This window comes from Marinoscillum furvescens DSM 4134 (assembly GCF_003386095.1).
Classification (GTDB): Bacteria; Bacteroidota; Bacteroidia; order Cytophagales; family Cyclobacteriaceae; genus Marinoscillum; species Marinoscillum furvescens.
In genome coordinates this window covers 124,526-141,360 of sequence record NZ_QREG01000018.1, presented here as the reverse complement: position 1 = coordinate 141,360, position 16,835 = coordinate 124,526, and the positions used below count along the sequence as shown (strand labels likewise).

10 protein-coding genes and 1 pseudogene are annotated in these 16,835 nt (G+C 46.8%); 6 read left to right on the top strand and 5 right to left on the bottom strand.

Translation table 11 applies throughout. The features are described 5' to 3' along the window. Positions 1–606: 606 nt before the first annotated feature. The 6 genes and pseudogenes from C7460_RS17325 (at position 607) to pbpC (ending at position 11,129) form a co-directional block, all read left to right on the top strand. Positions 607–978: a DUF1428 domain-containing protein gene (locus C7460_RS17325; protein WP_115869389.1), complete on the top strand. Its 372-nt coding sequence runs from the start codon at positions 607–609 to the stop codon at positions 976–978. A 238-nt stretch (positions 979–1,216) separates the two neighbouring features. Then, positions 1,217–2,038, top strand: coding sequence for an AraC family transcriptional regulator (locus tag C7460_RS17320; protein ID WP_115869400.1), 822 nt, complete (start codon positions 1,217–1,219; stop codon positions 2,036–2,038). A 44-nt stretch (positions 2,039–2,082) separates the two neighbouring features. Next, the gene (locus tag C7460_RS17315) at positions 2,083–2,586 is read left to right on the top strand and encodes a VOC family protein (RefSeq protein ID WP_245986431.1); all 504 of its coding nucleotides are present in this window, start codon (positions 2,083–2,085) and stop codon (positions 2,584–2,586) included. A gap of 380 nt (positions 2,587–2,966) precedes the next feature. After that, positions 2,967–3,071, top strand: a pseudogene (locus C7460_RS24320) (Txe/YoeB family addiction module toxin); the annotation flags it as partial. Between the two features lie 340 nt (positions 3,072–3,411). Further along, positions 3,412–8,841, top strand: coding sequence for an alpha-2-macroglobulin family protein (locus C7460_RS17305; protein ID WP_115869387.1), 5,430 nt, complete (start codon positions 3,412–3,414; stop codon positions 8,839–8,841). Beyond that, entirely contained in the window at positions 8,841–11,129 is a 2,289-nt protein-coding gene (gene pbpC, locus C7460_RS17300; RefSeq protein WP_115869386.1) for a penicillin-binding protein 1C, read from the top strand. The genes C7460_RS17305 and pbpC overlap by 1 nt, the downstream gene beginning before the upstream one ends. A gap of 1 nt (position 11,130) precedes the next feature. Here pbpC and C7460_RS17295 read toward each other — a convergent pair whose 3' ends face one another. From C7460_RS17295 to C7460_RS17275, 5 genes are all read right to left on the bottom strand, one after another. Beyond that, positions 11,131–11,940: a response regulator transcription factor gene (locus C7460_RS17295; RefSeq protein ID WP_115869385.1), complete on the bottom strand. Its 810-nt coding sequence runs from the start codon at positions 11,938–11,940 to the stop codon at positions 11,131–11,133. Between the two features lie 12 nt (positions 11,941–11,952). Next, positions 11,953–12,816 carry a sialate O-acetylesterase gene (locus tag C7460_RS17290; RefSeq protein WP_115869398.1) on the bottom strand — a complete coding sequence of 288 codons (864 nt, stop codon included), beginning with the start codon at positions 12,814–12,816 and terminating at the stop codon, positions 11,953–11,955. A gap of 38 nt (positions 12,817–12,854) precedes the next feature. Then, positions 12,855–13,823: a glycosyl hydrolase gene (locus C7460_RS17285; RefSeq protein WP_115869384.1), complete on the bottom strand. Its 969-nt coding sequence runs from the start codon at positions 13,821–13,823 to the stop codon at positions 12,855–12,857. A 68-nt stretch (positions 13,824–13,891) separates the two neighbouring features. Beyond that, on the bottom strand, positions 13,892–15,574 hold the full coding sequence (locus C7460_RS17280; RefSeq protein WP_147302999.1) for a glycosyl hydrolase: 1,683 nt from the start codon (positions 15,572–15,574) through the stop codon (positions 13,892–13,894). A 60-nt stretch (positions 15,575–15,634) separates the two neighbouring features. After that, positions 15,635–16,834 (bottom strand): glycoside hydrolase family 26 protein, encoded by a 1,200-nt coding sequence (locus C7460_RS17275; RefSeq protein WP_115869382.1) that lies wholly within the window; start codon positions 16,832–16,834, stop codon positions 15,635–15,637. Position 16,835 lies beyond the last annotated feature (1 nt).

Genomic DNA, 16,835 nt, shown 5'->3' with positions numbered 1-16,835 from the left:
ACGCCTATCTAGGCTATAAAACCCCTGAACAGTTCGGGGAAACTAAATATTCAGAGTGCGCTTAACTAATTGTCCACTTTTTTGTAGCAAATCCATCAATCCAAAAATTCAACATTGATTAATCCTTTCACATTGGCATTATTCCTTGCCGAACTATTAGCAGGCTGTGCCATCCACTATTTCGGCCTCCACGCGGCTGGTCATTGAAATAAGATAATTTTTGCTCCAGAAAGTCATTCGAATCTAAAATAGCCGCTCATTGAACACAAGGGAACCCTTCTGCTTTTTGTGTGGGGCATACATGCGAATCCGAGGGCATGCTGCATTTCTTTGCCGGTATACACCATGTTTTATAAGCACAAGCGGAGGCTTGTGCTTGTTGGGTTGCATACTGCACGCGTTGCAAACGCGCGCTACCGGGAACGCCAGAGCGGTAGCGATATTTTTAGCTTCGCAGCGTTCGCTACTGCCATTCGTTTCGCCCAAGCCCACACTACCGATGTGACTTATCTATTGTATTGACCATTAGAAAGCACTATTTTACATCTTGCAGCCTCCAGAGACGTGTTAAAGTAGGGCTATGCCCAACAGCTAACAATAAGTATTATGGAATATTACATAGATGGATTTGTACTCCCTGTTCCACGCATTCACCTACATGTTTACAAAAGCGTAGCGGAAAAAGTAGCGGAAATTTGGAAAGAATATGGAGCCACTGAATACATGGAGTTTGTCGGCGAAGATTTGAAGTTAGAAGGCACACGTTCTTTCATAGAACTCGTGGATGTGAAAGAAGATGAAGTAATCGTTTTTGGGTGGGTGAAATTCCCTTCCAAAGAAATCCGAGACAAGGCTAACAAGCAAGTGCCGGAAGACTCAAGAATGGCTGATTTAGTTTCCCCACTGACGACCCAAAACCGAATGATTTTTGATGCCGAGAGAATGGTTTATGGAGGTTTCCAACCTCTGGTTCGGTAAATCCTGAAATGAAGTAAAGGTATTGCATCCGCAAGGCAGTCTACCCAAACCAGTCTGGCAGCCCTACAGCCTCAAAACGCATCCCCTCTCCCCAAAGCATACAAGCTTTCCTCCCAGATCCTACCTCGCACTACTGAGAACCTACAGCAGCACTCCAAACTCTCCATGTACAGCCAGATTTCGCTACTTTAGTGCCACCGTGCGCCGATCAGGCGCCACTCCACCAAAGGCACCGCTCATGAACTATGAAACTTACCACCCCCACCCCAACTTAGCTGCCATCGTCAAATGCCATTGGACACTGGAGGTGCCTGGCGACCTGGAAGCCCCGAAACAGCGAGTGATTCCTGATGGCTGCATTGAGATGTGCTTCATACTCGGAGATGATGTAAGGAGGTTTACCGACGAAAATGAGTTCATCATTCAGCCAAGAACCATGGTCTTCGGGCAAATCACAAAGCCCTACTACGTGCAGCCCACTGGCTATGTCAACACCTTTGCGGTGAGGTTCTACCCCTTTGGGTTTGCCAATATCATCAATAGACCAATTGCTGAGCTGGCCGACAAAGAAACGCCGCTTACCGAGCTATTTGGGGAACGTGCTACCAGGGAATTGGAGCAGAAAATAATCAATGCTACGGCTACCTCATCCAGGATCGAAGCGGTGGAAAGCTTCCTGCTCCAACAGCTCACGGACCAATCAACTGTTGAAAACATCGTGAAATCCACTATTGATGCCCTCGCTCAGTCCAAAGGCAGCGCCTCCATAGACTCCATACTGACAGACGACCCGTCCAAAAGACGCAACCTCGAAAGAAAATTTTCCAAACAAGTAGGCATTAGCCCAAAGCAGCTGGGCAAGATCATCCGCTTGCAAGCGGCCCTAAAGATGATGCTCGACAACCCGGAAGAAACCCTCACCCAGGTGGCTTATGAAAATGAGTATTACGACCAGGCCCATTTTATCAAGGATTTCAAAGCGTTTACAGGCATCAATCCCAAAAACTACCTCAGCGACGATCAAATGATGCTTTCGTCACTGATTTACTCCAAAGACTAAGGTGTCGCAATTTTACAATTTCTCCTGATCAAACTGACCTAACTATGCACTACATCATCTACGAACCAATGAAAAACTGGACACTAAAAGCAGCGATAGCACTGGCCATAGGCATATCCAGCTGCTATCCGCAAAGCGCATTTGCTCAAGCAGAAGAATCTACCAAAAACCAAAACGACATGAAAAGTTATATTTCCATTTTTGAAATCCCCGCCACAGACCTCTCAAGGGCTGTCTCGTTCTATGAAGAAATTCTAAGTATCAGCATTGAAAAAATGAGTTTCCCAGGAATGGAAATGGGGCTATTCCCTTATGAAGACCAAATGGTGACGGCAGTCATCATGAAAGGTGAGGGATATGAACCGTCTGCCAAAGGAGTGACCATTTATCTTAATGGTGGCGATGACCTTCAGGCCATTCTTGATAAAGTCGAGGAGAATGGAGGAAAAATCATTGTCCCGAAGACACCTCATGCCGACGAAAGTGGGTTTTTCGCCCTGTTTCTTGACTCTGAAGGCAACAAAATGGGCTTGCACTCTCCGAATTGAGCAGAGGTAATTTGAAGGCAATAGCATAGAACAATCACACAAGTGTGACAAGGTACCAGCTGGCGCGCGTTTGCAACGCGTGCCCCCTTCAATCCAAAAATTCAACATTGATTAATCCTTTCGCATTGGCATAATTCCTTACCGAACTATTAGCAGGCTGTGCCATCCACTATTTCGGCCTCCACAGGGCTGGTCATTGCTATAAGATAATTTTTGCTCCAGAAAGTCATTCAACTCTAAAATAGCCGCTCATTGAACACGAGGAAACCCTTCTGCTTTTTGTGTGGGGCATACATGCGAATCCGTGGGCATGCTGCATTTCTTTGCTGGTATACACCAAGTTTTATAAGCACAAGCAGAGGCTTGTGCTTGTTGGGTTTCTTGCAGGCTTTTGGTCGAGAAGGATAGATCGTGAACATCGTTTGGTTTATCAGGTATCAAAAAACGAAATCATCATAATAGCCTGTAGGTATCATTACGACTAGCAGGAAAATCTGCGGATGCTATGATTTGGCAAATCACACAAATTGATCTGAACTCAAATCACAAAACAACCATAATTGATCTGAACTCAGATCAATTTTATCCTAAAAGTGTTTTGAACTCAAAGCAAAGAGTTTTCTCTTAACCAATATCTCGAGCACTTAGCGTGAATGAACTTTTTCCTATAGATATGAGGTCAGTTTAGACTATCCCCTGGTCTTTTCTATAAAATCTTGATTCGACCTAACTCCACCACTTTCTTACTGGCCTTGACTCGTGATTTTTCAGTAGCTTAACCGCCAAATAATCACACATACTACAAAAGTTTAAAATTTCCGTCCAATGCCTAACCGAATCCCCCACTCCCTACTCTTAGTGCTCATTTTTTTGGGAGCCTGCTCAGGTCCAAAACAAGAACAACCAGATACCACTGAGATCAAATACAGTAAAGAAATAGCTGAGATCATCTCAGAAGTGACTGCAGGTACTATCTCACCTTACCAAAGTATAGAGGTCGTATTTAACGAGGCAATGGTCCCAGAGGACCTGATCAACCAGCCCATAGACAATCCGTTTACATTTTCACCTAAAATCCCCGGTGAAACCAAATGGATATCCGCTACCAAACTCAGACTAACACCTGAATCACCCCTTACCCCACGTACCAATTACTCAGGTAAACTGTCTCTTGAATCCATCGATCCGGAGCTACCCGTAAAAGAGATTGCATTGAAATTCTATGTACACGGAAATGAAATTGGCTCCTTTAATACAGAACTAGAGGTAGCCAGCCCTACCCATCCCAATAAGCTCGTATTATCAGGGAAGCTAACTTTTACCCAGCCGGTAAAACTGGAAGATGTGCAAAATGCTGCCAGCCTCACCAATCACACGCTTAGCTGGAATCAGGAAAGCAGTACAAGCCTGAGCTTTAGCAGCTCCATCATCACACGTGGCACTACCACCCAAAAGCTCACATTTGAAATTTCCAGAAGCAAACTTAATCTAAGCGAATCGTTGATAAAGACTGTAGATGTAGTACCGCTCAATCAACTCAAAGTACAAGAAGTGGTGAAGGATGAAAGTGACCGCACCCCTAAAATCCTCCTGCGTTTATCCGACCAGCTAGACCCTAAGCAATCAATTGATGGATTCATTCAGGTCACTCCAGACATAGCTTTTTCACATCAAAAACAGGGAAAACACATCATTCTTACGGGGGACTTCCGATTTGGCACTAGCTATGAAATTACCGTACAACAAGGCATTAAGAGTAAGTGGGGTACCTCATTAAAAGAAAAATTTACTCAGGAAGTGAAGTTCTCCGACATTTTGCCTCAGGTCCAGTTTGGTAGTAAGGGCATGTACATGCCTACCTCTAATGGCAAAAACCTCCAGTTTATGACTGCCAACGTGCGTAAAGTACATGTAGAGATCAAACGCATCTTTAACCGAAATATCGATGACTTCTTTGGCAGAGAAACGCTAAAATCTGGCAAAAATCGCTCAGACGAGTTTAGAAACACTTATTTATCATCCGTTGGGGCTATTATATACAATCAAACACTTGAAATCGGCGAAGAGAAAAACCAATGGCTACTGCACAACCTTTCACTAGACCATGTGCTCGATAAATACAAAAATGGGTTTTACCTGATCAGAATCAACTTCAACCCTGACGATGCTTTGGTGAAGATCCCTGGGAATGAATTGCAGTATATACAGCAATCAGGACATATATTCAAACCATTAACAATATCCGACATAGGGTTGATGGCCAAGCGGGTTGGAAGAGACACCTACCACGTATTCACCACAGATCTAATCACAGGACAGCCGATGGCCGGTGTAAAACTGACCATGACTCGCTATGACGAAAACTTTAGAGCTACCACCAACTCCAATGGTCATGCGGTAATCAATGGAGAATCTTACTTTACGCTACTAAAAGCCACCAAAGGCGACCAAACCAGTGTCATCAAGCCCTACGAAATGCAGTGGAATACATCCGGTTTTGATGTGGGAGGGTTGAGCACCTATGACCTTAAAACTCGCGCCTACACTTACACGGAGCGTGGAGTATACCGACCTGGCGACACCATTAACCTTTCCTGTATAGTACGCTACCGGGATTCCTCAGGAGGCAGCGACATCCCCGCGGACCTGCACTTTATGAATCCAGAAGGCACCACGGTACTTACCAAAACACAAAAAGGAGCCCACGAGAGTTTTTACAACTTTTTACTCTACACAGACATGAATGCTGGCACTGGAACATGGAATGCCCGGATTCGAGTGGGAAATGAGTACTTCTACCATCCCATCAAAATAGAAACAGTAGTAGCCAACAAACTAAAAGTAAAAGTTTCTCCAGAGACACGCACCGTACTTCCTGACCTCAAACAAGTAAAAGTAGAGGTAGAAAGCAGGTATCTGTTTGGGGCCACTGCCGATGGATTGAAATATGAAACAGAGGTAGAGTTGTTTGACCAGCGCAAACCCTTTCCAAAGTTTAAGACCTATTCCTTTTTTGATCAGAACAAGAACTTCGAAGGTATAAGCAGCAAAATTCAAGCTGGCAATCTCAATGAAGCCGGCAAAGCCCAAATCACCTGGAACATTCCAGATTTGAGCCATGCTCCAGCGCCGCTAAAGGCTAAAATTTCAGCTGCTGTGAGTGAAAATGAGGGACGTCCAAACGATGCATGGGCCTACCTGGATGTGCACCCATTTTCTCACTACGTAGGGATCGAAGATAATTATTCGTATACCAAACTGAACACCACGCATGAAATCCCTGTAGTGCTGGTAGATCACACCGGCGAGCCTGTGGCGGGGAAAGAGCTCGTCTACCGAATTTACAGAAACGACAGTCACTGGTGGTATCAGTATGACAATTACCAGGACTTTCAGCTGCGGTTTAAAAGTGATAAACATTCCTACCTGGTAGAAGAAGGTACAATTACTTCGGGAAAACCCTTTGCAACGCTTTCATTCCAGCCAACCCAAAAGGGCAAATACCTCATCGAAATTCAAGATGGGTCTGTGCTCAAAGGACACACCAGCAGCGTCTTCAAAAGTGCCTACCCATATGGAAGTATCCCCACCGGAGATGAAAATGCCGGTACGCTGGCATTGAGAAGCGAAAAAGAAACCTATCAGGTAGGGGAACAAGCCATCATCAGCTTCCCCTCTCCTCGTCAGGGAAATGTCCTCATCACCGTAGAGCGAGGTGACCAAATACTCTTTCACAAGTGGGTACAACCGGTGGATAAGGAAGAAATGACCATCAAACTCCCGATAAAAGCAGACATGACACCAAATGTCTATGTGACAATCACTGCCCTGCAAAGTCATTCGCAAACCATCAATGACCGTCCAATCAGAATGTTTGGCATCCTACCTCTTACCGTGATTGACCCGAACTCAAAACAGGACTTGACTATAGAAATGCCTGATGAGCTAGAGCCAGATCAAGACTTTGAGGTAAACATTGCAAATACCAGTGGAAAACAGACACAATTTACCATAGCCATAGTAGATGAGGGCCTTTTGGACCTTACCAATTTTGATACTCCGAATCCATGGAAAGAGTTTTTCAAGAAAATCCGGCTCGATATCGAAACTTATGACCTCTATGGTCATGTGATAGGTGCCAATGCCGAGGACGTTTTCAAAACCTTCTCCATCGGTGGTGACGGTGACTACAGAGAGTCACAATTAGATCCATTCAAAAAGAAAAAACGATTCAAACCGGTTTGTATGTTTAAAGGCCCATTACTTACGGATGAATCAGGCAAAGCTACCGTGAAATTCAAGATGCCAAATTACGTGGGGTCCGTTCGCGTGATGGTAGTCTCTGCAAAAGGCCATCAGTATGGATCAGCAGAAAAAACTGTTCCTGTCCGCAGTGATTTGATTCTCCAGCCCACCATACCCCGAGCACTCAAGCCTGGTGATGAGTTTGCGATGCCTGTCAATGTATTTGCCACCAAAGCCGAACTAGGAAAGGTGAACATTTCCGTAAAAACAGAAGGTCCGCTTGAGGTGATTGGTCAGCAGCGCATCGACCTTACGTTTACAGAAGAATCAGATCAGCTCATACGCTTCAAGCTTAAAGTTAAAGAAGCTGTAGGGCAGGCGAAAATCACTATCGTAGGCTCTTCAGACAAAACAAAGAGTAACTACGAAGCGGATATTGCCGTGTCGCCAGGGGCTTCGCGTGTCTATACTAAAGAAGAAAAACCCATAAAGCCTGGCGAGACGATCACTTTTAAGATACCTAGAGTTGGCCTGGATGGCACCAACAACGCCAGACTTCAATTGGCGATTTTTCCTAACATGGATTTTATGCACCGCCTGGATTACCTCATAAACTACCCCTACGGATGTATCGAACAGACCACTTCGGGTATTTATGCTCAGCTAGCACTCAAGGGGCTATTCATTAAAGGTGATAGTAGATTGGAAGAAATTGACAAGAACATAGACGCAGGGATCTCACGCCTCAGAGCCTTTCAGCTTTCTAATGGATCATTTTCGTATTGGCCAGGGTCACGCCATACCTCCGACTGGGGCAGCAACTACGCGGCGCAGTTTCTGGTAGCCGCTCGAAAAGCTGGATATGTGGTCCCCAATGATATGTACGATGGTATCCTTCGCTATTTGGATCGCCAATCTCGAAGAGGACCAAAAGAGGATAAATACCTCATGACCAGAGTCAATCGCTGTTTAGTACTGGCCAGCGCGGGAAAAGCACCGCTAAGTGAGATGAACTTGCTACGTCAAAACAGTTACGAAAAGCTATCGGCAGTACAGAAATGGCAGTTGGTCACTGCATATCACCTGGCAGGAGCATCAGATAAAATCGAGAACCTTACCAGCAACATAACAATGGAAACAGAAGACTACCGGGAGTTTGGACACACTTATGGCTCAGGCAAACGAGACATGGGTATAATTCTTCAATGTCTAGTAGCATTAAACAGACTGGATGACGCTCAGCTTCTCGCCAAGCAAATAGCCAGGATGCTTTCAGCCCGCAGCTGGTATTCTACACAAACGACCGGTCAGATGCTCCTCGGAATAGCTCACTACTTTGAAGCTGCCGGAATATCTACCGATCAAAAATTGATAATCGAAGGTACAGTTGGGCTTCCTAATGGTAAACGAGAGACCATCAAGTCAGTAGACCAATATAAACTTTACATCAATGAAGGGTATGGTGAAGAGCTTTCCATAACCTTAGGCACAGATGTGGCAGCTACCCAGTTATATGCCTCGCTCGCTGCAAATGGTGTACCGCTATATGATCAATCCACTGAATCAAATAGCAACATCCAACTAGATGTAGAGTGGTATGACGAGGAAGGAAATGATCTGGACATATCACAGGTCAAACAAGGAGCTACCTTTTACGGACGGTATACTGTAAGCAATATCAGCGTAGTACCTGTTATCGAAGAAGTAGCTCTGGTACAGCAGCTCCCATCAGGGTGGGAAATCGAAAACACCCACCTCAATGACGAAGTGCGGCCTCAATGGATGAATAGATGGAACCTGAATAACGAGGAATATCTGGACATTCGAGATGACCGCATCATGTGGTTTTTTGATTTAGAAAAGCAAAACCTTGACTTTGTTGTGAAAATCAATGCCATAACAACCGGTACTTTCCAACTGCCCGGAGCACGTGCCGAAGCGATGTATGATCGGGACTACATGGCCACAGAAAAAGGAATGAGCGTAAGCGTGGAAAAAACTGACCCTTAATGCGTTTTGTCCTTTATACATTATTGGGGTGCACACTGGCGCTCTTATTGTACGTAGCACTTCCCATTCACCCGAAGATATCACCTGACTACAGTCAGGTGATATTAGCTCGTGACAGCACTTTTTTACGTGTATTTCTCAATAGTGATGAGCAATGGTGCCTACCACCTACCCTCCAAAAAACGATACCAGTCAAGCTAGAGGCGGCATTGCTCAACTACGAAGATCAGCACTTTTACCGCCATCCGGGTGTAAACCCTGTAGCCCTGCTGCGTGCTGTCTACCTAAATACAAAACATGGAAAAATCGTCAGCGGAGGCAGCACGCTGACAATGCAGCTTGGCCGAATGATTCGAAACAAGCCCAGAACGATCTTTCAGAAAATCCAGGAAATTTTACTCGCATTCCATCTGGAAATCTATTATTCTAAAGACGAGCTTCTGGCCATGTACCTAAATCATGCTCCTTTTGGTAGCAATGTCCGAGGCTATTTAGCAGCCAGCTACCGATTTTTTGATAAGCCACCTCACCAACTATCGTGGGCGGAGGCCAGTACTTTAGCTATCCTTCCCAATGCACCGGGGATGATTTTCCCCGGTCAGGCACAAAAAAAACTATTAGCCAAACGCAATCAGCTTCTCAGTAGGCTCTATGAAAAAGGAACCATCTCAAAAGAGACTATGGAGCTTTCCATTCTGGAACCAGCACCCGAGGAGGTTACCCCCTTTCCCTTAGCGGCTCCACATCTCACAGAGCATATCCATCAATACAATCACTTGCCAATCGTTCGCACTACATTGGATGCTGACCTACAGCGCGAAGCTAATTTCTTTGTTAAGCAGCACAGCTCACGTCTACAAGAGAGCGGTATAGATAACGCCTGTGCATTGATAATTCATAATGAAACTGGAGAAATACGGAGTTATGTTGGTAGCCAGGATTTTAACGACCTGAGTAAAAGTGGCCGGGTAGATGGTATCCTGGCATCACGGTCATCAGGCTCCATCCTAAAGCCATTTTTGTATGCAATGGCCATTGACGAAGGGCACATTTTACCCAACACCCTGATTCACGATCTGCCAACCTACTTCCAGAGCTTTTCGCCAAACAATGCTTCTGAACGATTTAGCGGTATAGTGCCTGCTGCAACTGCATTGGTGCATTCGCTCAATATACCCGCGGTTCGGCTGCTAAATGCTGTCGGACTCCATAAATTCTACACCAATCTAAAACTTGCGGGAGTCCAAAGCCTGTTTCGGCCCGCAGATGAGTACGGCCTGCCCATCATACTTGGTGGTGCTGAGGTCACGCCCTGGGATATGGGGCGATTATTTCGGGGAATGGCCATAGGTGGCACCTTTCCTAATATCCATTACAGCATAACAGATTTGGAAAACCGCGCACCGAAGGTACTAAGTACCGCGGCTAGCTACCTGATACTGGATCAGCTACAAGAACTCATCCGGCCTGGCTTAGAATTTTACTGGAAAAAGTATGGAAACCAACGAAAAATAGCCTGGAAAACAGGCACCAGTTATGGACACAAGGACGCCTGGGCAATTGGCAGCACTCCAGATTGGACCATTGTCGTATGGGTTGGTAATTTCGATGGATCTTCCAACAAAAACCTATCTGGAATGCGAAGCGCCGGACCTTTGCTCTTCAATCTGCTTCAACTGCTCCCCGAAGACAAAAACCCGTGGTTTGAAGTGCCATTGCAGGAGTCCGTACTAGTAAAAACCTGCAAAACCAGCGGATTTTATGCCACCGCAAACTGCCCAGACACTTTGAGCATAGCTCCAAAACACATGAAACCTATGTCTGTCTGTAGTTTCCATGAGAAGATATGGGTAACTGATGATGAGCGATATCAGGTGTGTTCACATTGCTGGAGCCATGATCGGGTAGCTAAAGAGATGCTCAATTACCCACCAGACGTCAATTACTACCTACGTAAAAATGGCGGATTGGCCTCATACACACCACCACATAACCCAAAATGCCCAACGCGTCAGGCAGGAAGCCTGTTGAAAATCCTATATCCAAGCCAAAACAGCAACATCTTCGTACCACAGGATTTTGACGGAACCAAGCAAGCTGTCATTGGCAGGGTCGCTCATCAACATGTATCTAAAAAATTGTACTGGTACATGGATAACGAACTAATAGGTAAAACAGAAAGATCTCCAACATTACCTTTACAACTCACCAAAGGCTCGCATATTCTTTCGGTAACGGATACAGAGGGGAATCGCGATGAAGTGCACTTTTCTGTCAAAACCAGGTGACCTACGCCCGCATAGCAATTATCTCCTCCTCAAATACGCTTGATTCTCGCTGCACATATTCACTTGGGTTTACACCAAAGGTGGCTTTGAAGCACTTGCGGAAGTAGGACAGGTCCGAAAAGCCTACTTTGTAAGTGATCTCTGCAATGGTGAGCTGCTGCTGGTAGAGCAAAAGTGCAGCCCTGCGCATTCTGATCGATCGGATAAACTCATTGGCTGACTGCCCCGTAGCACTTTTTAGTTTTCTGTAAAGCTGCATCCTGCTCAAGCCCAAAGCTCTACCCAGATCACTGGCGGTATAGCCGCAGTTGGATAGGTTCTCCTCCACATCATTAGTGGCACGCTTGATGAGCACCTCATTGCTATAGTGGAGCATGCCCCCCTCCTCCGGACCGGGATTCATGAGCTCAGCCACCCACCGGCGTGAGTGTACCATATTGCGGATTTTGAGTTGCAACAAGCGTTCGTCTGAAGGCCAGCAGATATAGTCATCAGCTCCAGCTTCCAGACAGTCGAGCCCGCTTTGGACGGTATTACGTGTAGTCAAAAGCACCACCGGCACATGCGCAGTGAACAAATTGGCCTTAAGTGCCTTGCAAAGCATGTATCCGTCCATAAGTGGCACCGATACACTGGCGATGATCAGCGAAACAGCTTCCGTTTTCAGTCGTTCCATCGCTTCCTGCCCATTGGACACGCAAATCAATTCGTACTCCTCATCAAACAGATCTACCAGCGAAAGAGCCAGTGAATCATCGCTAACAGCCAATAGCAGCCGCTTGTTGAGCTTTTTTTCAGGCATGTGTTTCATAGTGTTTTGGTTTTATGGATTCAGTTCCAGCATTTTAGCGGCATAGCGCCTACCCAGCTCTCTTACCCCTTTGGAACTAAAATGAATGCTATCGCTCTGTGAATCACAGCCTTTAGAGGAAATGACGTGCGCATTGGAAAGCTGCTCAGGCAAGGTGTTGATGATGGGATTCATGCGGGCACATTTCCCACCTTGATCTTCGTGTACCACCTCCCCTGCCAGTAGCGGGACTTCAGATAAATCAAGGTCCTTCAAAAGGTCTCCATAGATCTTTTCCACGTAAGTGGGCCACGCGGTATTGCCTGTATTCGTTTCGCCCTGGTGAAGCAAAAAGCCCTTTATTACGCCATCCTTTTGGGCGGCTTTGGCCAAATCCACCAACCGCTGATAGGGATTTCCACCATATCCGGCAATTTTTTGCTGAAACCACTCCTCGGGATAGGTATCAGTGTATGTCGAAAAATTGTCTTTATCGAACAGCCTGATATCACACCCACCAATTGCCACGACAATAAGGCCCACGCGCACACTATCGGGCAATGCGGCCACCATGTTTCGCCCAAAATAATCTGCCGGTGAGAGTCCTACATGGCACTGCGAAAGCGGCGGAACTGCCGGATACCAGCGCCCTTGCGTCCGTTCCAAATTGGGACACGTAAGCGGCTGCATGACCTGCAAACGCCGATCCACCTCCCGATCCATGGCTTCTATTTTGGCAGACCCTTCCATATTGGACTGACCAAAGCATAGATAGATATGAAAGTTTGAGTCGGGTGACTGAGTGCGCTCGGCGTTTTGAATCGGCTGAGGCTCCGTAGCATGCGTGGCATCACAACTCCAATAATTAGTGAGCAGGCAAACGAGTAAAGTGATCATAGTCATACGCTTCATGGTTTTGGTTTGCAAAAATTCAACTACTGGCACCCCCATCCTGGCAGTTCATCTAAAGATAAAACCCGGGAATGACCGTAGATAGCACGAATATCGCTATCGGAGTTGTGTTCTCTGACCAGCTCTGCCCAGGGCATAAAAAACACCCACCTGTCTTGCGACTCCAACACCTCTTTAGAAGGCACTTTCATACACTCTCCAATTGCCATCGGCTTGTCTCCCACTATGGGAAGGATGTAGTCATACCAGGACTGGTCATAGCCGCTATCGTAAATATCAAAGGCAAACACATCCCAGTAGTCGTCTCCAGGATTGTACGCCTCAAAATCGCGACTCAGGTCCTGCATGTCCCAAACCCAAATCAGGTTGGTAAGCCCTTTTTCCTTTTCAAAGTATTCGCGAGTCTGGCGATAGAGCTCGGCGGTGCCCTTTGGCCCCTTTCGACCAGCCCACCAGAAGAGCGCCTGATTCATTTCATGGAAAGGCCTAAAAAGCACCACTACCCCCTTATTTTCCAGATACTGCAGGTACACGGCAATGTCGTCCATTCGCTCTTCCCAGGCTTTGTGCAACTCCGTTCCAGGAGTGATAAGCGCTTCCCACTGATTATCGGTAAGCTGCTCATTGAGCAATCCGGGATCCCACCCGCAGGGCTCGCCCATATCCGGAGGACAGGCATGCCACATCAGATTGATCAGGGCCCCATTGTTCCATTGGCGCTCGGCTTCTTTGATCATCTTCCAGCGGTTATCAATATTTTCTTGCTGAAAGAGAAAATCACCACTCCACAACGCAGGGTATTTGCCGGTGGTTTCATAAATGAAATCCGTCCATTTGGTCGGTTCGGCATTGGGTTCTTTGTTGTGCTGACCAGCTAGTATTTGCTTACCTGAGATGCTGTATAGGTAGTCGAGCACCTGCTGCTTTGGCTGAGCCAAAACCACTCCCGTGAGTAGAAAAAAACATAAATAGATGAATAGCTGTCGTTTCATAAGTGTTTTATTGAGATTGAAGAAAGAAGAGGTCTTTTATGACCCAAAAACACCTCTCCTTTTAGTGATTATTCCTTGATTAATTTTCCAGAGATATAGTCTCTTCCCGTATAAAACTGGAAGTAGTAAATGCCCCTGGGTGCCTGCTCTCCGGTAGCCAGTAGCCCATCCCACTGCACATATCGATCGTCGGTCAGCTGAGTCGCATCAAGCGTTCGCACCAGCTTGCCCGACACGTCGAAAATTTGCAAATCCACGGCCGACTGGCCATCCCATCCGGACAACTGAATTTTCACCGTTTCGCTAAACGGGTTGGGGTAAGCCTTGGCCTCAAGCTGTGGCAGGCGGAGCTCACCTACTGATCGTGCACTGGATACTGGTGTTAGCGACCACCAGTTAAAATCCCATCCTCCGGACAATGCCTTGATGCCAAAATCCTGCACACCTGCACTGAGCGTTACCGTTTGGTAAATGGTCGCCCAGTTGGAATTTGCCGGCACTGAAATGCTACCATAAGCTGCGCCTCCGGCCTGCTCAAACTGTACGGTACCGCCACCATTTCCTTTCACCCGGTAAGCAATGGTGTAGTCGCCACTGGCTGGCACATTTACTCTATGGTAACTCATCCAGTCATTCGTCTGTATGTTGGTGAGCTTCTGGTTGCCGCCCTCCGGGTCGGTGGTGGCCTGCACTGTCACGCCAGATGTGTTGGAGTAATCTTCGGCCTGCAAATACTGCACCGTAGAGTTTTGCCAGGTACCGGTACCCTGCCAGCCGGGCATTTCATCCAGTACTATTACGCGTCCTGACCAAAAAATGTCCTGAATCTTTTGGTTGGAGTTGTTAAAAGTCAATTCTGACCAGCCCATGAAAAAGGTCCACAGCGGCTGCTGATCAAGGAGGTTGACAGCTGGTAAATCTTCGCACTCACCTATGCCTATGGGTTTGCCATTGGCTTTATTCACCATGGCATTGTACTTGGCTGTAGTGTAGCCATAGCCATCCGTCCAGTACATATCGAGTGTGAGTACATCCCAGTAACTCCCACCGGGATCGTAGCTATTGAGGTCGCTCGCCAGCGAGCCAAAGTCCTGCAGGTTCCACACCCAAATGAGGTTGGACAGGCCTTTATCATAAGTGAGATAATCGTGGGTGAGCCGATAAAGTGCCGCCGTGCCATTGGGGCCGGGGCGCCCTCCCCACCAAAACATGCCCTGGTTCATCTCATGCAGTGGGCGAAAAAACACCTCCACACCAGCATCTTCGAGCTGCTGCAAAAAGGTAGCTATTTCGTCCATCATTGCCTTCCAGTTGTTGTTCAGAGCTGTGCCATTCGTCAGCAGTGCATTCCACTGCCCATTGGTCAGGGAGCTTTTCACATCGGCACCACTCCCACTGTCCCAGTTGCAGGGCTCACCTCCGGCTGGATTGCAGGCATGCCACATCAGGTTAATCATGGCGCCATTGTTCCACTCCAGGATCACCTGATTGATCATGGTTTGGCGGTCATCTATTTCCCATGATTCAAACATAAAGTCTGAACTATAGAGCCCCGGCCAGTCGCCCGTGATGCTATGAAGCTGCTGGCTGTACTGATTGGGGTTGCTAATGGGCTGCCGGTTGTGTATACCACCGATGGTATTGTTGCCCTGTATGCTATACAGGTAATTGAGTGACTCATAAGGGGTCTGTGTCATGCCTACCACTGCCATAAGCAGGAACAGACACGTCATGTTGATTGCTTTCATCATTGTGTTGTTAGGTTTTAAAATTCAGTAGAGTAGTCCTCTCATTTTGAATTCTATCCCTTTTCACTTGACTTCCACTGCGTCAGGCATGGCGTACATATTGGGTAAGTCCTGACTGAAAATGGTAAACGAACTCTCATAGAAATCGACAAAGTCTGACGCTGAGGCGTGTTTGATCCACGGGCCGTAGTAATGATGTCCCTGAAAATTAGGGTCATACTTGTTTCTCCACATCACTACCAAGCTGATGTCTTTTCCTATGATCGGATTGAGTATTTCCTGAGTCCAGTAGTTGGCATATTCTTTTCCGGAGTTGTCACGAATTCCTTCTACACCGGTTTCGGTAACTCCACAGGGCTTTAGCTTTTCTTTGGACAATGCGGCCAGGTTTTTCACGTTGGAGGCGAGGGCTTCTGTGTAAGTACCGTGGTAGCTGTCCATCCCAATAAAATCAACATAGTCATCTCCCGGCCAACGATACAAAAGTCGTTCTTTGGGTGCCATGCCATCCAGCTGCGGAGAAATGGCAAATATCAGGTTGTGTACGCCTTTTATATCGACCAAATAGTCTACCGTGTACTGCCAAAATCGGATGAATTCGTCCTGAGTGGTGCATTTACTGCCCCACCAGGACCACTCCTGTGTGTGCTCGTGATAGGGCCGGAAGAGAATGGGAATCAATTGCCCCTGTTCATCTTTCAAATCAGAAACAAAAGCCGCCAATCGATCTAACCAAAGCTGGTATTTCTCGTGGGTGGCACTGCCTTCCGTGAGTATTTCTTTTACCACAGTATCGTTGGAGTTGTCCCAGGAGTCTCCTCCCGTCAGCGGGTTGTTGATATGGATGCATGCGGTGATCACCTCTCCCCGTGTTCTGGCTTCCAGTATGGTGCGCTTGCGGTCATCATTGAGATCAGCCGTAGCATGACGATCGTCCATGATTTCCGCAAAATCTACGCTGTAAACCGCCGGATAGTCTCCACACACTTCCCTGGTATCAGATCGACCGGCATCAGTGTACCATTCACGACCATAGAGCAAGTCGTCATGGTGCCCAAACATGAAGCCTTCAGACTGAATTTTCCATAGATTCGCATAGAGGGCCTTTGTCTCTGGTGTAGCATTCGGATCAACCAATGTTAGCACTACATTTTCAGGCTCTGGATTGCGCTGAGGTATCTCCGGCTCATCGATTTCGGTGCATGCCATCAGCAATACTCCGATGACCAGTGCCAGGTATTTATTAATCTTGAGTGAGTCCATT